Source organism: Corynebacterium sp. HMSC075D04 (assembly GCF_001815635.1).
GTDB classification, from domain to species: domain Bacteria; phylum Actinomycetota; class Actinomycetes; order Mycobacteriales; family Mycobacteriaceae; genus Corynebacterium; species Corynebacterium coyleae.
Map to the genome: position 1 here is coordinate 21,911 of NZ_KV821355.1, position 19,655 is coordinate 41,565.

Sequence of the window (19,655 nt, forward strand, 5' to 3'; positions counted from 1 at the left end):
ACATCCCCTCTGAGCACTGCTTTTCGACGATTCCACGCCCCCGGCAGTCAAAACGTGGGAAGTGATGTCGCACCCCGGCGTTATGGTGGTGGACAACGATTTAGCTATAGAAGGGGTCAGCCACATGTTCGAGCGGTTTACCGACCGGGCCCGTCGCGTCATCGTCCTGGCGCAGGAGGAAGCGCGCGCGCTCAATCACAACTACATGGGCACCGAGCACATCCTGCTCGGCCTGATTAAGGAAGGCGAGGGCGTCGCCGCGAAGGCCCTCGAATCCATGGGTATCAACCTTGAGGATGTGCGCCGCGAGGTCATCGACATCATTGGCCACGGCACCCAGCCGGTCACCGGCCACATCCCGTTTACCCCGCGCGCCAAGAAGGTCCTGGAGCTCTCCCTGCGTGAGGGTTTGCAGATGGGCCACAAGTACATCGGCACCGAGTTCTTGCTGCTCGGCCTGATCCGTGAGGGCGAGGGCGTTGCGGCGCAGGTGCTGATCAAGCTCGGCGCTGACCTGCCGCGTGTGCGCCAGCAGGTTATCCAGTTGCTGTCTGGTTACGAGGGCGGCGAGGCACAGAATCCGGAGTCCCCGCAGCAGGGCGGCGGCCCAGGCTTCGCAGGTGCGGGTGCTGGCGGCAACCGTGCAGGTGGTGGCGGCCCGCAGGGCGGCGAGCGTTCCAATTCGCTCGTGCTCGACCAGTTCGGCCGTAACCTCACCGCTGCTGCCAAGGAAGGCAAGCTCGACCCGGTTGTGGGTCGCGATAAGGAAATCGAGCGCGTCATGCAGGTTCTGTCACGCCGTACCAAGAACAACCCGGTGCTCATTGGTGAGCCGGGCGTCGGTAAGACTGCTGTCGTGGAGGGCTTGGCGCTCGACATTGCTAACGGCAACGTCCCGGAGACCCTGAAGGACAAGCAGGTTTACTCGCTGGACCTGGGCTCCCTGGTTGCAGGTTCGCGTTACCGCGGTGACTTCGAGGAGCGCCTGAAGAAGGTGCTCAAGGAGATCAACCAGCGCGGCGACATCATCCTGTTTATCGACGAGATCCACACCCTCGTCGGCGCCGGTGCCGCCGAAGGTGCGATCGACGCTGCTTCGCTGCTGAAGCCGAAGCTGGCTCGTGGCGAGCTCCAGACCATCGGCGCAACCACGCTGGACGAATACCGCAAGCACATTGAGAAGGACGCCGCTCTTGAGCGTCGTTTCCAGCCGGTGCAGGTGGACGAGCCGAGCATCGAGGACACCATCCAGATCCTCAAGGGTCTGCGCGACCGCTACGAGGCGCACCACCGCGTGTCCTACACCGACGATGCACTCAAGGCTGCAGCGAACCTGTCGGATCGCTACATCAACGATCGTTTCCTGCCGGATAAGGCAGTCGATCTTCTCGACGAGGCCGGCGCCCGCATGCGCATCAAGCGCATGACCGCCCCGGATTCCCTGCGTGAGGTCGACGACCGCATCGCTGAGGTCCGCAAGGAAAAGGAAGCGGCGATCGACGCCCAGGACTTTGAGAAGGCAGCCAGCCTGCGCGAAACGGAGCGCAAGCTCACCGAGGAGCGCGCCGCGAAGGAGAAGAAGTGGCGCTCTGATGATCTCGAGGACATCGCCGAGGTTGGCGAGGAGCAGATCGCTGACGTGCTGGCCAACTGGACCGGCATCCCGGTGTTCAAGCTCACCGAGAGCGAGTCGAAGCGCCTGCTCAACATGGAAGGCGAGCTGCACAAGCGCATCATCGGCCAGGACGAGGCTGTTAAGGCTGTGTCCCGTTCCATCCGCCGCACCCGCGCAGGTCTGAAGGATCCGAACCGTCCGTCCGGTTCGTTCATCTTCGCTGGCCCGTCCGGTGTGGGTAAGACGGAGCTGTCGAAGGCGCTTGCAGAGTTCCTCTTCGGCGACGACGATTCCCTGATCCAGGTGGACATGGGCGAGTTCCACGATCGCTTCACCGCGTCGCGTCTCTTCGGTGCCCCTCCGGGATACGTCGGCTACGAAGAGGGCGGCCAGCTCACCGAGAAGGTGCGCCGCAAGCCGTTCTCGGTCGTGCTTTTCGACGAGATCGAGAAGGCCCACAAGGAGATCTACAACACCCTCCTGCAGGTGCTGGAAGAAGGTCACGTCACCGACGGCCAGGGTCGCAACGTGGACTTCAAGAACACGGTGCTGATCTTCACCTCGAACCTGGGTACCTCCGACATCTCCAAGCCGGTTGGCCTGGGCTTCACCGGGGATACCGCTGCGGATTCCGAGGCGCAGTACGAGCGCATGAAGGGCAAGGTTCACGACGAGCTGAAGAAGCACTTCCGTCCGGAGTTCCTGAACCGTATCGACGAGATCGTCGTGTTCAAGCAGCTCTCCCAGGAAGAGATTGTCCAGATGGTGGACCTGCTCATCGCTCGAGTGGACAAGAACCTGGCCGCGCAGGACATGGGCATCGAGCTCACCGAGAACGCCAAGAACCTCCTGGCAGTCCGTGGCTTCGACCCAGTGCTGGGTGCACGTCCGCTGCGTCGCACCATCCAGCGCGAGATCGAGGACATCCTGTCCGAGAAGATCCTCTTCGGCGAGATCGGTGCCGGCGAGATCATCACCGTGGACGTCGAGGGCTGGGACGGCGACGTGGAGACGGCCCGCAAGGATCGCGGCAAGGCCGCCCCGGATGCGACCTTCACCTTCACCCCACGTCCACGCCCGCTGCCAGCGGAGGCCTTCGACGTCGAGCTGGAAGAAGAGGTCCGCGACATCGAGCCGGAGCGCACCCAGCCGGAGTCTGAAGCCTCCGAGTTCCCGGATGAGCGCGACACGACCGCCGAAGATCAGAACGGCAACGAGGGCAAGGAAGACAACGGCCCCGAGCCGGTGTAACCCCACCAGGCGGCTGCGGCACCGAGCACGCCAAGGATGCCCAGGACTAACGCGGTGATCTCCACCGCGTTGAGCCCCTCCACCACCTCATATGCAGGGTGGTCGGAGGGGCACACCCGTTTCATAGGCTGTTCGGCGAAACGATCATCCATCCACGCAATCGCATTATCGGCCTGCAAAAGCAGGGGAGCGGCATGGCCCGAACCAGGAACGCGTGGCGTCAACTGCAGACGCCCCGAAGACAATGGTTGCGTCGGGGAACCCGGCACCACCACGCGTCGGTACTCCACCTGCGCACCGACGGCGCAATAGTCCTCAGCCAGTTGGGTGGCTTGCGGCTCCGGAACGAGGTCGTCGTCGGCATTCGTCATCACCATGATCGGCGCAGACGGCGCGACGGTGCCCATTTTGTTTAGTTCCAGATACTTCGCCAGCCGCTCATCCGAGTGCACCACTTCAGCGAACGAGTTGCCTGCGGTGAACAGTGTGGAAGGGTCGGCTGGCGCAGACAACGAGGCGTCGACCACGCACGAGGTTTTCAGTCCTTCGAGCCAGACTTTGCCCTCGTCGGTGAGGTGTTCCTGCAGGGCCTCGCCGAATTCCGGGTAGCTTTCGGAGTAGCTCGCAGCGGCAAAACCGGCCACGGCGGTGAGCATCGGGGCGGTACCTTGCTCCAGCACACCCAGCGGGTCGGCTGGCGGGGCACCGGAGAACGTTCCCATCACGTTGAGTTCGGGGGCGTAGTCGGCGACGAGTTCCGCAGCGGCCGCGGCAGCGCCACCGCCTTGGGAGTAGCCCCAGAAGCCCACTTTTTGGTTTGGTTTTGCGACGGCGCGGGCGGCGTCGATAAGCGCATGCCCCTGATCCACCCTGTTCAAGTAGGTGTGCAACCCATCGGTGCCCAACCCGATGTAGTCGGTGACCATCACGGAATAGCCGGCATCCAGCAGCTTCTGTACCAGGGGCGCCTCATAGTTAATGTTCACGGTGCCGTCTTCGATGCGCACCAGCATGGACGAGCCTGCCGATGGCGCGCACTGATCACCCAGACCACGCGTGCCCGGTGCGAGCGCGATGAGCCCCTTCGCGCGGCGGTGTTTGTAAAACGCCCCAGTCACCGCGACCTTCTCGCCCTTTTCGTTCGTGGTGGTGTAGCGGATGCGCTGGCCGGTCGACCCTGGCACCCGCTTCACCGCGTCGAGGGAACCCGCCTCGCTACCTGGTGCGCCGGCCAGTGGTTTCCACGATGACTCCGGAAGCGACGACAACGACGACGCGTCGCGTACCACCTCGAGTGTCGACGACCCCACCGACGACAGCGACGACAACGACTCCGCGCTCAGGTCCGCAGCCTGCGCGGATGGGGCCAATAACACCGGAATGAGCAGGGAGCACCAACGTTTTTGCATGTACAGCAGTGTAAACTGCCGGCTATGGGATTCCAGTTTCGTAAGCGCCAGAAGCTCAGCAAGGACAGCTGGCTGAATTACTCCGGTTCGGGCGTTTCCGCCTCCAAACGCGTCGGGCCAGTGACCATCAACTCGCGTGGCGGCGTGTGGATCAAGCTGCCGGGTGGACTGACCTATCGCGGTAAGTGGAAGTAACCGCGCTCATCTTGTTCAGCGAGGCCGTCCTCCAACAGTGAGAACAGTGCGCGTGAGCGTTGGGCGTCGTCGGGCCAGACGGCGTCGATAATCGCCTGCTCAACCGGCGAATCTGTCTCGCGCAGTACCTTCATAATCTTGCCGCGGACCTGCCTATCCGTGCCCTCAAAACGTTGCGACGGCCGCCGCTGCCCCTCCTCAGGCGCCGGCCTGCCCGCCGCCAACCAGGCACAATCTTGCGCAATCGGGCACGCATCGCACTTCGGTGCCTTCGCGGTGCACACCAGCGCACCAAGCTCCATGAGCCCGACCGAAAACTCGGGACCGTTGTCCTCCGGAAGCAGGTGCGCAACCTCCTGGATTTCCTTCTTCCCCGGCACCCCCAGCGCCTGGCCGCGTTCCACACGCGCCACCACGCGACGCACATTCGTGTCCACAACCGGCACGTTCTTCCCGTAGGCGAAACACGCCACCGCCCGCGCCGTGTAATCTCCAATGCCCGGCAGTGCCAGCAGCGCGTCCACATCGTCCGGCACAACGCCGCCATGCTTGTCGACGATCACCTGCGCGCACTCCCGCAACCTCAACGCCCGCCGTGGGTAGCCGAGGTTGGCCCAGGCGCGCAGGATGTCGTCGATACGCGCCTGCGCAAAATCGTGCGGAGTCGGCCAGCGCTCAATCCACTCCAACCAAATGGGGGCAACGCGCTCCACCTGGGTTTGGTGGCTCATGACCTCGCTGATCAGCACACCCCACGGTGACGTACCCGGTTTGCGCCACGGCAAATCCCGCGCGTTGGCGCGATACCAATCAACTATCTGATTTGGGCGAATATTCTGCACAATGCGTGCCACAATAGCCGGTATGACTAATGCAACAGAGCTCCAGGCCGCTACCTCCCCGCGCGAAGTGTGGGACCTGCTTCGCGCAGGCAACGAGCGATTCGCCACCGGCAACACCGTCGCCCCGCACCGCGACGCCGAAACACTCCAGCAGCTCACCTCCGGCCAGAACCCAGCCGTATGTGTCATCGGTTGTTCTGACTCGCGCGTGCCCGTCGAGCTGCTTTTCGACGCCGGCTTCGGCGACATCTTCGTCATCCGCACCGCCGGCGGCTGCGTCGACTCCGCTGTCTCCGCATCCGTGGAGTTCGCCGTCGACGGCCTCGGCGTGGACCTCGTGCTGTTCCTCTCCCACGAAAAGTGCGGCGCTGTCGGCTCCGCAGTCCAGGCGTTCGAGTCCGGCGAGATCCCGCATGGCCTGACCCGCCTGTTCGTGGAGAAGATCGCCCCATCCATCGTCGAGGCCGAAAAGCGCGGCGAACAGGTCGAGCAAGCCCACGCCCGCCACGGCGCCGAGCACTTGGTCGCCCGCATCCCCGCCGTTGTTGCTGGCTTGAGCAAGCGCAGCATCGGTGTGGTTGGCGCGCGTTACCGTCTTTCGGACGGCCGTGTCGAGACCACCTACGAAAACTTCGGCGATTAAGTTATAAGCATGTCGAACCAGCGCCCATTGCCCCCGGAGATCTACATGCGTCGCCGCGTCGCGGCCCTCGTCATCCTCCTCGTGGTTGTGGCGTTGCTGGTCTGGGCGCTTTCCGCCATGGCCCGCAGCGGCGGATCCGGATCGGATGGGACAACCGAAACCTCCACCGAGCAAACCGTGAACCCGACCGTGGCTACCGAGCCGACCGTCGCCGCGCCTGAGGAATCTACGTCTGAGACTGCGTCCGCATCCCCGTCCGAGGAACCTTCCTCCAGTGTTGAGGCCGCACCGGCCCGCACTGGCGCATGCGAACTCAAGGACCTACGGATCAAGGCGTTGCCGAACCAGCCGTCCTATGCCGCAGGCACCGAGCCGGTGTTCTACATGGAAGTGGAAAACCCGACCGACACCGACTGCGTCATCGACCTTGACGAGAACATCCTGCGCTTCGAGGTGTACGACATGCGTACCAACGAGCGCATGTGGGCAGACACCGACTGCTACCAGCCCGTCGTGTCCGGCACCCAGACCTACAAGGCGGGGGAGAAGCAGGGCTACCAGGCTCGCTGGTCCGGCACCGTGTCTCAGCCGGGTAAGTGTGATGACCGTCCCGCGATCGAGCCGGGGTCCTACTTCCTGCACACGGTCATCGGCGACAATGCTTCGGAAGCAGCCCCCTTCAACATCACCTAGTTTCTTGTAGTTATTTAGCTAACAGCGCGATCGCCTCCCCGAGCGTAGAGACCTGACTGACCCGCATTCCCTCGACCGGTTCGAGTTCTCCGCTGGGCACGATCGCGTTTTCGTATCCCAACCTCGCCGCCTCCTGCAGGCGGCGTCCGAGGTTAGGCACCCTTCGTAGTTCACCCGCGAGGCCCACTTCGCCGATGACCACAGTCTTCGGCGGCAGCGGTGTTTCGTGCAGGCTCGACCATGTAGCCAGCGCGACCGCAAGATCCGTTGCTGTTTCGGTGATCTTCACACCGCCAACGGTTGCTACGTACGCGTCCTTGTCATTCGTGCGCTGCCCGCAGCGTGCCTGGAGGACGGCGAGTACCATCGGCACCCTGTTGAAATCCAAGCCCGTGACCACGCGTCGCGGGCTCTTATTCACCGGATCGACGGTAAGTGCCTGGACTTCCGCCAGCATCGGCCGGACGCCATCCATCGCCACCGTGACCGCAGAACCGTCCGGAGTCTTCCCGCGGTGAGAGAGGAACAGCCCCGATGGGTCCGGTACCTCCCGGATGCCACCAGCGGTCTGCTCGAAGCACCCCACCTCGTCCGTCGCCCCGAAGCGATTCTTCATGCCACGCAGCATGCGTAACGACGACTGCCTGTCACCCTCAAAGTTCAACACCACATCCACCAGGTGCTCGAGCACGCGCGGGCCGGCCACGTTGCCGTCCTTAGTCACATGCCCCACCAGGATGATCGGCAGGTTCGTCGTCTTCGCCAGCGTGGTCAGCGCAGCCGTTACTGCGCGGGACTGTGCCACCCCACCCGCAACACCCTCCACACCCGCGGCGTGCATAGTCTGCACCGAATCCACAATGAGCAGCGAGGGGTTGACCTGCTGGACGTGGCCAAACACCACGTCGAGGTTCGACTCCGCCGCCAAGTACAGCGTGTCTTTCAGCGCATCGGTGCGCTCAGCACGGGCACGGACCTGGCCTGCAGATTCCTCAGCAGTCACGTATAGCGCCTTGCGGCCATCCATCGCCGCCCACCGCGATGCAACCTCAAGCAACAGCGTCGATTTACCCACGCCCGGCTCACCGGCCATCAGCACCACCGACCCCGGCACCACACCGGAACCCAACACCCGGTCGAGTTCCCGGATGCCAGAGGGCAACGTGCGCGTCGCAGTCGCGTTCACCTTCGTGATCGGGGTCGCGGGCGACGTCGGTGTCAGCGCAGACGTCTTTACCGAACCTGCGGAAACCGCAGCCGGCGCTTCTTCTTGCAACGTTCCCCACGACCCGCACTCAGGGCAGCGGCCGAGCCACTTCGGGGAAGAGTAGCCGCATTCGGAGCACGTGTGGATCACGCGAGGTTTCTTAGCCATGTGCGACACCGTATAACACGCACACGACACGGAGCCTGCAAGTGTTCGAAAAGTGTTCGAAAACGAAAAGGCCGCTGGTTAACCCAGCGGCATGTGTTCGTCGATAAGCGAAAAGCTCTTAGTGCTTCGCGCCAGTCTCGCGGTCAACCTGGCCCGAAACGAGGTGCGGTGCAGACACGGTAGCCACAACGTCGATGGAGCCGGTGTCAAAGTTGAACGTGACCGGGACGTTGCCGCCGTACGCGAAATCGTCGTTAGCCAGCGAGGTAGCGGTGTAGCTGATGCAGTTCGCGTCATCCTGCGGCAGGCGCTCGAGGCCCTCGGCGGAATCAGCAACCAACACGCAGTTGTACTTAATCGTGTTGTTGTTTGCGATCTTGACGGTGTTGCCACCAGCGGTGACGGACTTCAACGTGTGATCCGTCATGGAGGTGTCCTGGTTCGTCGCGGTGAACTTGAGGGCAGCCTTGCCGTCCTCAGCCAAGACGACGGTGACATCCTGCACAGCAACTTCGCCGTTCTCGGTTGCGGCGCTGGCACCATCCACAGCAGCGACCTGGTTCGAGGTCTGAGTAATCTGGCCAGCGGAGCAGCCAACAAGGGCCAAGGATGCGCAGCCAGCGGCAGCGATAACGGCTACCTGCTTCAGGGACTTCACGTGGGGTCCTCCATAGTCAAACGGTTTCGAAGGTTATTCTCTGGAATACTTTAGCGCCTAGACAGCAACTTTTCCCATTTTATCCCCTATTCGGAGCTTTGAAGGCGGTGGTAGGGTTGTGGGGTCAAAACTTCGCCGGGAGCACCAAGGAGCGTTTATGGAATTCAAGGTCGGAGAAGTGGTCGTTTACCCGCACCACGGCGCGGCGCGTATCGCCGACATCGAAGAGCGTGAGATGCGCGGCGAGAAGCTGGACTTCTTGGTGCTGCAGATTCTCCACTCAGACCTTGAGGTTCGCGTGCCCGTAAAGAACTCCGAGCTTGTCGGTGTGCGTGACGTAGTCAACGAGGAGGGCCTGCAGAAGGTGTTCTCCGTGCTGCGTGAGACGGATGTTGAGGAGGCCGGCAACTGGTCTCGTCGCTATAAGGCGAACCAGGAGCGCCTTGCTTCCGGCGACATTAATAAGGTGGCCGAGGTTGTACGTGACCTGTGGCGCCGTGACCAGGGCAAGGGTCTTTCTGCTGGTGAGAAGCGCATGCTTGGCAAGGCTCGCCAGATTCTCGTCGGTGAGCTCGCGCTTGCAGAGCCCGTCGATGAGAAGAAGGTCGAGGAGATGGAAGCCGAGATCCAGAAGATCATCGACGAGCAGGTCAAGGCTGGTATCTCCGAGGCGCCGGGCGATATTGACGCCGAAGATGATGTTGACCTCGACGAGCTTTCTTTCGACGACGAGTAAGACGAGCCCTTGGACCGCCGTGTCGTAGCGGTTGTTGCCGCAGCAGGTCAGGGCACCCGGCTGGGCGCTGAGGTGCCAAAGGCGTATGTGCCGTTGCGCGGGCGCACGCTTTTGGAGCGTTCCGTCACCGCGATGGAAACCTCCGAGATTGTGGACCAGGTGGTCGTCGTCATCAGTCCTGCGATGGAGGAGCATGCCCGACAGTGCCTGCGGGAGCATGACGTGCAGTTTGTGCATGGCGGTGCGGAGCGCGCGGACTCCATCTACGCAGCGCTCGAAGCAATTTCGCTTGACGACGCCTGCGTGCTCGTCCACGACGCCGCCCGCGCCCTCACCCCTCCCGGCATGATTGCCCGCGTGGCCCGTGCCGTGCTCGATGGCGCGCCCGCGGTGGTGCCGATTGTACCTGTCGCGGACACCATTAAACAGGTCAGTGGGGGTGCGGTGAATGCGGTGGAGGCGACGCTGGACCGCAGCCGTTTGCGGGCCGCACAGACACCGCAAGGCTTTGACCTGCGCCAATTGCGTGCCGCCAACCGTGCTTACCTTGAGCAGTCGCCCGAGTTCGTGGCAACTGATGACGCGTCTCTAATGGAGTGGTACGGCGCCCCCGTCACCACTGTTCAGGGCGATCCGATGGCGTTCAAGATTACCACCCCGATCGATCTTCGCCTGGCGAAAAGCATTACCGATGAGGCCGAGCCGACCGTGTTCGAGATCCCCGGCAACTAGCTAGGGCGTTCGAACGAATTATCTAAAAAGTTTCGAAAAACCCTTGCATTGTCGCGGTGGTGGCATGTATGTTCGATTGAAAGACCGAAAGGGGGGACAATGTCTACCGGATACTTCGCCACAGAACGTCAGGGTGACCAGATCAGCGTCGCAGGTCAAGCGATGCGAGACGCGGAATACAGTATCTTTCACGCTTACGCTGAGCCCGGTGCGATTATCGACGACTTCGAACTGCTAAGCCAACGCATCGCAAGCGCCGCCGGCCGTACCGTGAGCTGGGCTGAAAGCGGAATTCTTGGGTATAGCGTCTTGGCAGACCTGCCGAAACTACGCCAAATGCAGGCTGATACGCGACGGCTCGATATCACGCGCCTTAGCGCAATCGAGACCGTCCTGAACCGGTTGAACGATCTCGCCACGCCCGAAGTGTTGGCTGAGTTCGACGACTACCTAGTCAAGGTGTTCACGCCGCGTTCCGCCGGGATGGAGTTGCCATCGGCGACGTCGCTAAAGCGCCGCCTGCGGGACCGGATCAAGCAGGTTGATGCGAAGTTGGCACCAAGCCCGAAGAAAACGAAAGCTCGCAAGAAAGCAAAAGATGCGCCATTCGGCACCTGCCAAGGCGTGTTCTATGGCCAAGACGACGGGGACGCCGGTCTGAATATCTCTGGCGACTCGGCAACGATTGGTCTGATGGATATGTATGTCGGTGCCGTCGCGAAGGAACACAAGCTCAGTCGTGACGATGCACTGCAGATGATCCTCACCGGCCAGCAGCACTCGTCGATTCAGTTGGTGCTGCACGTGTTTTCGCCGAAGACCCCAGGCGCCGGCTACTTCGTTCCCGGCTTCGGCTGGTCGGGGGCAGACGGCACGGAAATCATCGACGCGCTCAAAGAAACCGCCAAGGTGAAGGTCATCGACCTCGACGAGGCTGAACATGCCGAGACCGACGCCTATGTGCCCACCGAAGCAATGAAGGCGTTCGTGCAAACCCGCGACGGTACCTGCCGTTGGCCGGGTTGCAACGTTGCCGCGAAGCGCTGCCAGCTCGACCACCGCATTCCCTACGGCAACGGCGGCAAAACGACGCCGTCGAACCTGTTCTGTCTGTGCCAGCGTCACCACAACATCAAGACGGACCGCCGCGCTACCTATGTGGTCGATCACGTCACGGGCGAAGTCGTCTGGCTTTTCGATGACGGCACCTTCCAGGTCAGCGAACCCGACGGCTTGATCGTCGAGTATCTCGCCGAAGGTGAAAACCCGCGGTGGAAGTCCACTCTGGAACAGCGTCGGAAGCGGCGCCGCGACAGTGCGGAGTTCAACGCCCGGTGTCACTCGGCGGTGGAGCAGTACGAAAAGGACTACGACTGGGAAGCCTGCGTGGAAACGATCACCACGCTGGAGGATAGGTTTGGCCGCAAGTTCGAGTATGCGCCGGAGAAGATGCCGGAGATTACGCCGGAACTCCTCGCCTCGCTGAAGAGACACCTGCGCGACCTCGAACTGGAGCGCGAGGGCTTCGAAGAATACGACTCGGCGTCCCCGGAGTGGGTAGTGTTCAGTCCATGACGAATCTGCGAGTTGGTACTGCCTTCGATGCCCATCAGATCCAGGCCGGGAAGGAGTGCTGGATCGCCGGAATTCTGCACGAGGGCCAGGATGGTTGCGAAGGTCATTCAGATGGCGATGTTGTCAGCCACGCGATCGTGGACGCGGTGCTGTCGGCGGCGGGCCTTGGGGATCTCGGCTCGTTCGTCGGGGTCGGCCGCCCGGAGTATGACGGGGTCCGAGGGGTGCAGTTGCTCGAGGAGCTCCGTGCGCTTGTAGACGACCACGGCCACACCGTCGTCAATGTTTCTGCACAAATGATTGGGCAGACCCCGAAGATGGGCCCGGTGCGTGAGGAGGCAGAGCGGGTGTTGTCGCAGGCTTTGGGTGCTCCGGTATCGGTGTCGGCGACGACGACGGACCACATGGGGTTCACTGGTTCGGGTGAGGGCCGGGCGGCGATTGCCACTGCGTTGGTGGAATTGAACGGCAACGTAGGATAAACGGCGTGAATCAACGTATTTTCGACACCAAGACCCGCACGCTGCGAGACTTCGAGCCGGTGAATCCTGGCCACGTTTCGATTTATCTGTGTGGCGCCACTCCGCAGGCGAAGCCGCATATTGGCCACCTGCGTTCGGGTGTTGCGTTCGATATTGTTCGTCGCTGGTTTGCGGCGAAGGGCAACGACGTGGCGTTCGTGCGTAATGTCACGGATATTGACGACAAGATTCTCGCCAAGGCAGACGAGCACAATCGCCCCTGGTGGGAGTGGGTGTCCACGTACGAGCGTGAGTTCACCCGTGCGTACGACACGCTTGGTGTGTTGCCACCGTCGGTGGAGCCGCGGGCGACTGGGCATGTGACGCAGATGGTCGATTACATGCAGCGCCTGATTGATAACGGCTACGCCTATGCAGCGGACGGTTCGGTGTACTTCGACGTCGACGCTTGGGTGAAGGCGGGCGGCGATTACGGCTCGATTTCCGGCAACAAGGTTGAGGAGATGGAGCAGGGGGAGACGTCGAACGCGGGCAAGCGTGGCGCACGTGATTTCGCGTTGTGGAAGGCGGCGAAGCCGGGTGAGCCGAGTTGGCCGACCCCGTGGGGCGATGGGCGTCCGGGGTGGCACTTGGAGTGCTCGGCGATGTCCACGTGGTACCTGGGTGGCACGTTTGACATCCACGGTGGTGGCCTTGACCTGCAGTTCCCGCACCACGAGAACGAGCAGGCGCAGTCGCATGCGGCGGGCGATGATTTCGCGCAGTACTGGATGCACAACCACTGGGTGACCATGGCTGGCGAGAAGATGTCGAAGAGCCTGGGCAATGTGCTGTCCATCGACAACATGCTGGAGGAGGTACGCCCGGTGGAGTTGCGTTACTACCTCGGGTCGGCGCATTACCGCAGCGTGTTGGAGTATTCGCCGGAGGCGCTCAAGGAAGCTGCGGCCGGCTTTAGGCGCATTGAGGAGTTTGTGAAGCGCGCAGGTATGCCGGAGCCGTCGACGTGGACTGAGGCATTTGAGCAGGCGCTTAACGACGACTTCGCCGTCCCGAAAGCCCTCGCAGAAATCCACAACCTTGTGCGCGAGGGCAATAAGGCAGCCGATCCGGCCCCGATCGCGGCGCAGGTGCGTGCGATGGCGGCGGTGTTGGGTGTTGATCCGGGGGCGTGGCCGTCGTCGTCAAGCAATGGCAATAGCAAGGCATTAGACGTGCTGGTGGAAGCTGAACTGGAACGCCGTGCGACCGCGCGTGCGGAGAAGGATTGGGCCACGGCGGACGAGGTGCGCGACCGGTTGGCGCGTGCGGGAATTGAAGTGACCGACACGGCCGAGGGGCCGCAGTGGCAGGTAAAGGAGTAGACGATGGCGAAACCGTATCAGCGTCGTGACGTACAGAAGAAGAACAAAAAGGGTCCGACGAAGGGCTCTGGCGGGCAGCGTCGCCGTGGCCTGAAGGGCAAGGGTGCGACGCCGAAGGCTGAGGATCGCGTCTACCACGCGGCGCATAAGCGCAAGTTGGAGCAGAAGCGCCGCGCGCAGGGCCGGCACGACCGTGAGGTGGCGGATCTGGTGGTGGGCCGCAACCCGGTCATTGAGTGTCTGAAGGCGAAGGTGCCGTCGGAGGCGTTGTTCGTCGCGCAGGGCACCGGCCACGATGATCGTCTGAGCGAGGCCGTTGCGCTGGCGAACAGCAAGAACATTCCGGTGCAGGAAGTGCCGCGTCAGCAGTTGGATGCGATGACCGGTAACGGCCTACACCAGGGCATTGGGTTGAAGATCCAGCCGTACAAGTACGCGGACCTGGATGACCTGCTGGAGTCGGTGGATGGCCCCGGCATGTTTGTGGTGCTGGACAACATTACGGATCCGCGCAATCTTGGTGCGGTGATTCGTTCGACTGCGGCGTTCGGTGGTAACGGCGTGATCATCCCGGAACGGCGTTCGGCGCAGGTCACGGGTGTGGCGTGGCGGACGTCGGCGGGTACGGCGGCGCAGTTGCCGGTGGCGCGCGTGACCAACGTGACTCGCACGGTGAAGAAGTTCCAGGACAACGGCTACACGGTCGTCGGCCTGGATGCGGGCGGCGAGCACACCCTGGACACGTTTGACCAGGCCACGGGCCCGGTAGTGATCGTGGTTGGCTCCGAAGGCAAGGGCATTTCACGCCTGGTGCGCGAGAACTGCGACGTGATCATGTCGGTGCCGATGACGGATTGGGTGGAGTCCCTCAACGCGTCGGTGGCGGCGGGCGTGGTGCTTAGCGAGTTCGCTCGTCAAAGAAGAATCGCTGAATAACCTCACCGCCGGTGATCTCGTCGGTGCCGGGCCCAAGCCGCGCGTCGAGCGTTTTGGCTACCGGCACCATGTGGCCGAAGCCGTCGATGGTGATGAGGCGGACGGGGGCGGGGCCGTGCCAGTCGTCGATACGCAGGGCACCGCTTGTCGACGACCCCCGCCACCCACACGAGTTGAGTTCCGCAAAGAACTGCGCAGAGTTGATTGCGGAACGGGTCTGGCCACGGTTGTTGCCGCCGATCCCGGCTTCGCCGCCGTTGTAGGGGACGAGCGGGTCGGCGGTGCCTTGGACGGAAACGAGCGGGGTGGGCTGATAATCGGAAGTGCCAACACACGTGTTGGATTCGACGGGCATGGAGGCGCCGAAGGTGGCGGCGCCGTCGAGGAGGCCGGGGGCGTCGAAAAGGAGGCGCATGACCATTTGGCCGCCGTTGGAAAAGCCGATGCCGATCACGCGACGCGGGGCGTGGTGTGCGATGACCTTCCGTAGGAATCCGACGTCGTCGATGTTCAGGCGGCGTGCGGATTCGTTGAAACCGGTGCGCAGGTCGTTGAAGTGGTGTTCCACACCGTCCGGGTAGGCCACGGTCGCGCCGAGGGTTTCAAAGGTGCGGTCGGTGAAGTTGCGCATCACGTTGCCGGACTGGCGCGACCCGTGCAGCACCAACAGGAGCGTGTCGGGATCGCCTTCGACGGCGGTCCAGGTGCGGGTGCGGCCTTGGTGCTCTAACGAGAGGCGTTCCATGCTTCCCTTTCGTCGGCGAGTTCGGTCAAGAGCGCAGCCATCGCGTCAACATCTGCGACGCGACGCGAGGCCAGGGAGGGTTTGTCGCCGACCTTCACCGCCAGGTCGGTGGGGCCGAGGGCGGCGATGGCGGTTTCGTCGGTGTCGTCGTCACCCGCGAACACGGTGGCCGCGAAGTCACGTTTGTATTCAGCGAGCCAGGTGCCCTTCGTGATATCCACGGCCGAAAACTCCACCACATTGTGTCCCAGTGTGATCTTTCGGGCGGGCAGGGCAGCGGCGGCGTCGAGCATGTCCTGGGCCGCCTGCTTATCCGCGACCGGCGCCACGTGCAACACCCTCTGATACGGCTTCACCTCCACATAGGCGGGCGGGATGGCGATGTCGCGCAGTTGGCGTTCGATGTCGACGAGGTGGGCGCGGGAGTCGTCGTCAAGCGTGGGCCCGGGCTCGGCGCCGTGGGAGCCGACGAGGGTGACATTGAGGCCGGAAGGCAGGACCTGGCGCAGACCGTCGAGGTGGCGGCCGGACAGGATTGCAACCTCGGTGCCGGGGAGAGCAGCAAGGCGACGGATCGCGTCCTCGGCCGCCGGATGCATTGTGACCGCGTAGGGGTCGGGGTTGAGTTCAGCAAGCGTGCCGTCGAAGTCGAGGCATACCAACAACGTTTCGGCCTGAGCAATCACCATGTGCGCAGTTTAACGGCCGGGGCATCCACGGCGTCACTGAGCAGGGTGAGCACAAGGTCGGTGTCGGTTGGGCGGGTGACGGTGAACTCGGTGTCGTCGTGAAGCAGTGGCACCAACTGGTCGTGTATGTGGCGGCCCCAACCGGCGCAGTCGCCCGGGTCGCCGACGGTGACATCGCGTAAACGGACAGTGTCCTCCCCGTCGAACTCGCCGGAAACCTCAGCGCAGCCGGTGGTGCCGGAAAACGACGAACCCGAAAAGGTGACGGATGCGCCGCCGGTATTGCGCGCGACGGGCGCCTCTGGGTCGGTGTACACGCCAACGACGTGCCACTGCTGCGGGCTCGAACACGCCGCGAGCAGCATCACCGGGGCGAGCAGCAGCGCGCGCTTCACAACGCCTCCAAGAAGTCCTGCGCCCAGCGGGTCACGTCGTGTTCCATGACCCAGTCGTGCATCGCCCGCATGCGTGCCGGGTCGGGGTCGGTTGCGGCCACAATCGCGGCCTTGACGGACCCCAGGTCGAACGGGTTGCACAGGTAGGCCTGGTTGAGTTCGACTGCAGCGCCTGCGAACTCGGAAAGCACCAGCGCACCGTCGCCGTTTGGGTGTGCGGCGACGTACTCCTTGGCCACGAGGTTCATGCCGTCCTTAAACGGTGTGACCAGCATGATGTCGGCCGCTGCATAAAAGGTACCCAGCTTGTCCTTGGACACCCCGCGGTGGATGTAGTGCACGACCGGGCGGCCGACCTGGCCGAAGCGGCCGTTGATACGCCCGATCGCCTGCTCAACTTCCGTACGGGTCTTGCGGTAGTGCTCGATGCGTTCACGCGACGGCGTAGCCAACTGCACCACGGCAATATCGTCGAGTTCGCCTTCCTCCAGCAGTTCCTCGACCGCCAGCAGTCGCTGCAGGATGCCCTTGGTGTAATCCATCCGATCCACGCCCAGCAGCACGTGCTTCGGGTTGCCGAGCGAATTGCGCAGTGTGCGTATCGACGACTCCGTCGCCGCCTGCACCTCATCCGCATCAATAGAAATGGGGAAGGTGCCAGTACGAATATCGGTGGTGAGCAGGCGGAAGTTCTCTTCGTCCGTGGTGCGCTGAAAACCGATCAGGTCGCAGCCGGACAGGCCGGAGAGGATCTCGTCGCGCCACGGCAACTGCTGGAACAGCGCCGGTGCCGGGAACGGGATGTGCAGGAAAAAGCCGATGGTTAAGTCGGGGCGTAGTTCGCGCAGCATCCCCGGTACGAGCTGAAGCTGGTAGTCCTGCACCCACACCGTGGCATTTTTGCCAGCGGCTTTGGCGGTCGCCCGCGCAAACTTTTCGTTGACGGCGACATAGCGCTCCCACCACTCCTGCCTGTACTCGGGGGTGACGATGAGGTCGTGGTACAGCGGCCACAATGTGGAGTTGGAAAAGCCCTCGTAGAAGCCCTCGAAGTCGTCCTGGTCCAAGCACACGGGGACCAGCGAGATGCCGTTGAACTCAAACGGTTCGAGTTCTGCGCTGGTATCGCCAGGCCATCCCACCCAGCAGCCCCCACGGGAGCGCAGTACCGGTGCGAGGGCTGCGACTAAACCGCCAGGGGAGACCTCGTAATGGTCGCCCACCTTGTCTACAGGCAGGCGGTTGGCCACGACGAGGAACTCGTTGCTACCCATTAGGCCTTCTTGGCGGTCTTCTTCGTCGACTTTTTAGCAGTCTTCTTGGCAGCCTTCTTCACTGCCTTCTTCGTAGCCTTTTTCTTGGTGGCTTTCTTCTTTGTTGCCTTCTTCTTCGAGGCTTTCTTCTTGGTCGCCTTCTTCGTGGCCTTCTTCGGCGCTTCCTCTTCCGCTGCTTGCTCCAGGTCCTCGACGTAGCGCTTGTACACGAAGCCCTGCGGGGTGACACCCAGCATGGACATGAGCGTTACGCCGTCCAGGAAGTCCTCAGCGTAAGTGGCCACGATCCGACGGGCGCCCGACGCAGTTTGCTCCTCAACAGCATGCGTTTGTTCGGCGGTGGGGCGCGAATCGGTGATCTTAGGTGGCACTTGGGGGTTCCTCCTTGCAAGAACGACAGCTAAAGCCCCATCATTCTACGCCACCTGCTTAACGACGGCGCCGTACCCGACGAATCTGCTGGAAAGTCAGCCGGCCAGCGCGCCTAAACGCCTCGTACGGCACGTAGAGCTGTGGGGCACGGATGCGGCGGGCCAGCCACTCGCCGAACACCACACCGCCGGCTAGGGCGAGGCAGGTGCCGATCGCGGTCAGTAGGTTCATCATGCCGAGCAGGAGCTGCTCGTTCATCAGTGCGTACATGCCGCGGTAGATCCACGAACCGGGTAGGAACGGGGTCACGCCGGCGACAGCAGTGATTACCGGGTTGATCAAGAAGCGGCGGGAAATGAGACCGCCGGCCAAGCCGACGGCGACCGCACACGCCGCGATAGCCAACAGTCGGCCAGCGCCGAGCGGAGTGAGCACGATGTAGAAGATGAATGAACCTGTCGCTGCGGTGACGAAGGACAGCAGCACAGCTGCTCGTTCCGCAAAGCAACACACCGCGAACGAGGCTGCCGCCATCGCGCCACCGAAGGTGGTCAGCCACACGTTGTTGTACGCCGCATCAGCTGGGAGCACCTCGACTGGTGGCAGTGGCATCCCGACCAGCTCGGAAACCTGCACGCCAGCGGCGACGCCTGCGACGATGCCGCCGGTGCCCAACATGGCTTGGAAGAAGCGGGCGGAGGCGTTGACCATGGAGCCGGTGACGCCGTCGAGAAGCGATTGCACCAGCGTCAAACCTGCAAGCAGGACGATGATGCCTGTTGCGATCAGCTGACTGGGGTTGATCGTGTGCCCGATCGAGGCGGAAAAGTCATAGGCGATTGCAGCGGGCAGCGTGGCGACGAACCCACCAATCACATTGTGAAAAAACCCGGGCAACCCGCCACGGGAGAGCAACTTGGAAAAGCCCATGATGAGAAACGCGGTCAGGCCGCCGAAGAACATGAGCAGCAAATCGCCGCCGAGCAGCATGGCGACGAAGAAACCCATCACAGCCCAACCGGCCAAGTTGCGGGTGTTGCGGTAGGGGATGGGGGCGTTGTCGATCTCGTCGAGAATCTTCTCCGCCATCTCAGGCGGTGTTGCACCTGAACGGATCGAGCGGATCAGACGATCCACTTCCTGCAGTTTGTGGTAGTTCTCGCTGATCATGGTGACCACGCGGAACACGTTGACTGGGGTGCGATGATCCACGCCGATGATGGTGTTCAGCGTAATCGTGTTCACCGTGATGGAAACGTGCACATAGTGCAGGCCGTACGACGAACACACGGTGTGGATCTGCTTGATCGCGTCCGCAGATGTTGTCGCGTTGGCGATCAGGATCTCCCCAATGCGGGCGGCGATGTTCATCACCGCGGCGACCTCGGTCGGGTCGGTCAGGTTGATCGGGGCGAGGACGGATGGGGGAGGAGAGGTGCGGGCAGCGTCGATCGTCGCTAAGCGTTGGCGCGAACCTCTGAGCTTTCCCCACAATCTCTTTTCCACACAGGCCACACTATCGGCTTGGCGGTTTTCGCGCGACCACGGGCTATGTGTAAGATCTAGCGCGTTGCTGGAGTGGCGCAATCGGTAGCGCAACGCACTTGTAATGCGTAGGTTGCGAGTTCAAGTCTCGTCTCCAGCTCGTGGGTCCCCTCGTCGATACGTATCGGC

The 19,655-nt window shown here is 62.7% G+C and carries 20 protein-coding genes and 1 tRNA gene; 11 read left to right on the forward strand and 10 right to left on the reverse strand.

From position 1 onward, the window contains the following. Positions 1–124 precede the first annotated feature (124 nt). Complete coding sequence (locus HMPREF3048_RS08125; RefSeq protein ID WP_070422490.1) at positions 125–2,866, forward strand: ATP-dependent Clp protease ATP-binding subunit; 2,742 nt, start codon at positions 125–127, stop codon at positions 2,864–2,866. On the opposite strand, the gene HMPREF3048_RS08130 is transcribed toward HMPREF3048_RS08125, so the two are convergent. After that, a complete protein-coding gene (locus HMPREF3048_RS08130; RefSeq protein WP_070771820.1) occupies positions 2,818–4,275 on the reverse strand; it encodes a lipase family protein in 1,458 nt (485 codons plus the stop codon). The genes HMPREF3048_RS08125 and HMPREF3048_RS08130 overlap by 49 nt on opposite strands. Before the next feature lie 24 nt (positions 4,276–4,299). Between HMPREF3048_RS08130 and HMPREF3048_RS11840 the strand changes: the two genes are divergently transcribed. Beyond that, a complete protein-coding gene (locus HMPREF3048_RS11840; protein WP_083279432.1) occupies positions 4,300–4,470 on the forward strand; it encodes a DUF4236 domain-containing protein in 171 nt (56 codons plus the stop codon). Here the strand turns inward: HMPREF3048_RS11840 and HMPREF3048_RS08135 are convergent. Further along, positions 4,449–5,201, reverse strand: a complete 753-nt coding sequence (locus HMPREF3048_RS08135) for an HhH-GPD family protein (protein ID WP_371326167.1) — start codon at positions 5,199–5,201, stop codon at positions 4,449–4,451. The two genes, HMPREF3048_RS11840 and HMPREF3048_RS08135, sit on opposite strands and share 22 nt — an antisense overlap. A gap of 133 nt (positions 5,202–5,334) precedes the next feature. Here HMPREF3048_RS08135 and HMPREF3048_RS08140 point away from each other — a divergent pair, with 133 nt between their 5' ends. Then, entirely contained in the window at positions 5,335–5,955 is a 621-nt protein-coding gene (locus HMPREF3048_RS08140) for a carbonic anhydrase (RefSeq protein ID WP_070422492.1), read from the forward strand. Positions 5,956–5,964: 9 nt separating this feature from the next. Continuing rightward, complete coding sequence (locus tag HMPREF3048_RS08145; RefSeq protein WP_070771821.1) at positions 5,965–6,648, forward strand: hypothetical protein; 684 nt, start codon at positions 5,965–5,967, stop codon at positions 6,646–6,648. Between the two features lie 10 nt (positions 6,649–6,658). On the opposite strand, the gene radA is transcribed toward HMPREF3048_RS08145, so the two are convergent. Together radA and HMPREF3048_RS08155 are read right to left on the reverse strand one after the other, a co-directional pair. After that, positions 6,659–8,023 (reverse strand): DNA repair protein RadA, encoded by a 1,365-nt coding sequence (gene radA / locus HMPREF3048_RS08150; protein ID WP_070771822.1) that lies wholly within the window; start codon positions 8,021–8,023, stop codon positions 6,659–6,661. A 118-nt stretch (positions 8,024–8,141) separates the two neighbouring features. Next, complete coding sequence (locus HMPREF3048_RS08155) at positions 8,142–8,681, reverse strand: hypothetical protein (RefSeq protein WP_070422495.1); 540 nt, start codon at positions 8,679–8,681, stop codon at positions 8,142–8,144. Positions 8,682–8,838: 157 nt separating this feature from the next. Here HMPREF3048_RS08155 and HMPREF3048_RS08160 point away from each other — a divergent pair, with 157 nt between their 5' ends. The 6 genes from HMPREF3048_RS08160 to rlmB all read left to right on the forward strand — a co-directional run bounded on the left by HMPREF3048_RS08160 (position 8,839) and on the right by rlmB (position 14,506). Beyond that, on the forward strand, positions 8,839–9,417 hold the full coding sequence (locus tag HMPREF3048_RS08160) for a CarD family transcriptional regulator (protein WP_070422496.1): 579 nt from the start codon (positions 8,839–8,841) through the stop codon (positions 9,415–9,417). Between the two features lie 9 nt (positions 9,418–9,426). After that, on the forward strand, positions 9,427–10,149 hold the full coding sequence (ispD, locus tag HMPREF3048_RS08165) for a 2-C-methyl-D-erythritol 4-phosphate cytidylyltransferase (protein ID WP_070771823.1): 723 nt from the start codon (positions 9,427–9,429) through the stop codon (positions 10,147–10,149). 99 nt (positions 10,150–10,248) lie between these two features. Then, entirely contained in the window at positions 10,249–11,724 is a 1,476-nt protein-coding gene (locus tag HMPREF3048_RS08170) for an HNH endonuclease signature motif containing protein (RefSeq protein ID WP_070771824.1), read from the forward strand. Continuing rightward, on the forward strand, positions 11,721–12,206 hold the full coding sequence (gene ispF / locus HMPREF3048_RS08175; protein WP_070422499.1) for a 2-C-methyl-D-erythritol 2,4-cyclodiphosphate synthase: 486 nt from the start codon (positions 11,721–11,723) through the stop codon (positions 12,204–12,206). Before HMPREF3048_RS08170 ends, ispF begins: the two co-directional genes overlap by 4 nt. Before the next feature lie 5 nt (positions 12,207–12,211). Then, the gene (cysS, locus tag HMPREF3048_RS08180) at positions 12,212–13,570 is read left to right on the forward strand and encodes a cysteine--tRNA ligase (RefSeq protein ID WP_083284732.1); all 1,359 of its coding nucleotides are present in this window, start codon (positions 12,212–12,214) and stop codon (positions 13,568–13,570) included. Positions 13,571–13,573: 3 nt separating this feature from the next. Further along, on the forward strand, positions 13,574–14,506 hold the full coding sequence (gene rlmB / locus HMPREF3048_RS08185) for a 23S rRNA (guanosine(2251)-2'-O)-methyltransferase RlmB (protein ID WP_070422501.1): 933 nt from the start codon (positions 13,574–13,576) through the stop codon (positions 14,504–14,506). On the opposite strand, the gene HMPREF3048_RS08190 is transcribed toward rlmB, so the two are convergent. Genes HMPREF3048_RS08190 through HMPREF3048_RS08215 form a run of 6 tightly spaced genes read right to left on the reverse strand, consistent with a single transcriptional unit; the run spans position 14,469 to position 19,487 of the window. Beyond that, positions 14,469–15,251 (reverse strand): CE1 family esterase, encoded by a 783-nt coding sequence (locus tag HMPREF3048_RS08190; protein WP_070450250.1) that lies wholly within the window; start codon positions 15,249–15,251, stop codon positions 14,469–14,471. The genes rlmB and HMPREF3048_RS08190 overlap by 38 nt on opposite strands. After that, positions 15,233–15,940, reverse strand: coding sequence for a trehalose-phosphatase (locus HMPREF3048_RS08195; RefSeq protein WP_070771825.1), 708 nt, complete (start codon positions 15,938–15,940; stop codon positions 15,233–15,235). Before HMPREF3048_RS08195 ends, HMPREF3048_RS08190 begins: the two co-directional genes overlap by 19 nt. Then, a complete protein-coding gene (locus tag HMPREF3048_RS08200; protein ID WP_070771826.1) occupies positions 15,934–16,335 on the reverse strand; it encodes a YajG family lipoprotein in 402 nt (133 codons plus the stop codon). Before HMPREF3048_RS08200 ends, HMPREF3048_RS08195 begins: the two co-directional genes overlap by 7 nt. Next, on the reverse strand, positions 16,332–17,609 hold the full coding sequence (locus HMPREF3048_RS08205) for an alpha,alpha-trehalose-phosphate synthase (UDP-forming) (protein ID WP_070771827.1): 1,278 nt from the start codon (positions 17,607–17,609) through the stop codon (positions 16,332–16,334). Before HMPREF3048_RS08205 ends, HMPREF3048_RS08200 begins: the two co-directional genes overlap by 4 nt. Beyond that, positions 17,609–17,980 (reverse strand): hypothetical protein, encoded by a 372-nt coding sequence (locus HMPREF3048_RS08210; protein WP_070771828.1) that lies wholly within the window; start codon positions 17,978–17,980, stop codon positions 17,609–17,611. Before HMPREF3048_RS08210 ends, HMPREF3048_RS08205 begins: the two co-directional genes overlap by 1 nt. Before the next feature lie 58 nt (positions 17,981–18,038). After that, positions 18,039–19,487, reverse strand: a complete 1,449-nt coding sequence (locus HMPREF3048_RS08215; RefSeq protein ID WP_246818879.1) for a threonine/serine exporter ThrE — start codon at positions 19,485–19,487, stop codon at positions 18,039–18,041. A 66-nt stretch (positions 19,488–19,553) separates the two neighbouring features. Between HMPREF3048_RS08215 and HMPREF3048_RS08220 the strand changes: the two genes are divergently transcribed. Continuing rightward, a tRNA-Thr gene (locus tag HMPREF3048_RS08220) sits at positions 19,554–19,626 on the forward strand. Positions 19,627–19,655: the final 29 nt, after the last annotated feature.

Bases quoted from the DNA above. Each gene is read 5' to 3' on its own strand.
- HMPREF3048_RS08125 (WP_070422490.1), top strand. From the start codon at position 125: ATGTTCGAGCGGTTTACCGACCGGGCCCGTCGCGTCATCGTCCTGGCG.
- HMPREF3048_RS08130 (WP_070771820.1), bottom strand. From the start codon at position 4,275: ATGCAAAAACGTTGGTGCTCCCTGCTCATTCCGGTGTTATTGGCCCCA.
- HMPREF3048_RS11840 (WP_083279432.1), top strand. From the start codon at position 4,300: ATGGGATTCCAGTTTCGTAAGCGCCAGAAGCTCAGCAAGGACAGCTGG.
- HMPREF3048_RS08135 (WP_371326167.1), bottom strand. From the start codon at position 5,201: ATGAGCCACCAAACCCAGGTGGAGCGCGTTGCCCCCATTTGGTTGGAG.
- HMPREF3048_RS08140 (WP_070422492.1), top strand. From the start codon at position 5,335: ATGACTAATGCAACAGAGCTCCAGGCCGCTACCTCCCCGCGCGAAGTG.
- HMPREF3048_RS08145 (WP_070771821.1), top strand. From the start codon at position 5,965: ATGTCGAACCAGCGCCCATTGCCCCCGGAGATCTACATGCGTCGCCGC.
- radA (WP_070771822.1), bottom strand. From the start codon at position 8,023: ATGGCTAAGAAACCTCGCGTGATCCACACGTGCTCCGAATGCGGCTAC.
- HMPREF3048_RS08160 (WP_070422496.1), top strand. From the start codon at position 8,839: ATGGAATTCAAGGTCGGAGAAGTGGTCGTTTACCCGCACCACGGCGCG.
- HMPREF3048_RS08170 (WP_070771824.1), top strand. From the start codon at position 10,249: ATGTCTACCGGATACTTCGCCACAGAACGTCAGGGTGACCAGATCAGC.
- ispF (WP_070422499.1), top strand. From the start codon at position 11,721: ATGACGAATCTGCGAGTTGGTACTGCCTTCGATGCCCATCAGATCCAG.
- rlmB (WP_070422501.1), top strand. From the start codon at position 13,574: ATGGCGAAACCGTATCAGCGTCGTGACGTACAGAAGAAGAACAAAAAG.
- HMPREF3048_RS08190 (WP_070450250.1), bottom strand. From the start codon at position 15,251: ATGGAACGCCTCTCGTTAGAGCACCAAGGCCGCACCCGCACCTGGACC.
- HMPREF3048_RS08195 (WP_070771825.1), bottom strand. From the start codon at position 15,940: ATGGTGATTGCTCAGGCCGAAACGTTGTTGGTATGCCTCGACTTCGAC.
- HMPREF3048_RS08205 (WP_070771827.1), bottom strand. From the start codon at position 17,609: ATGGGTAGCAACGAGTTCCTCGTCGTGGCCAACCGCCTGCCTGTAGAC.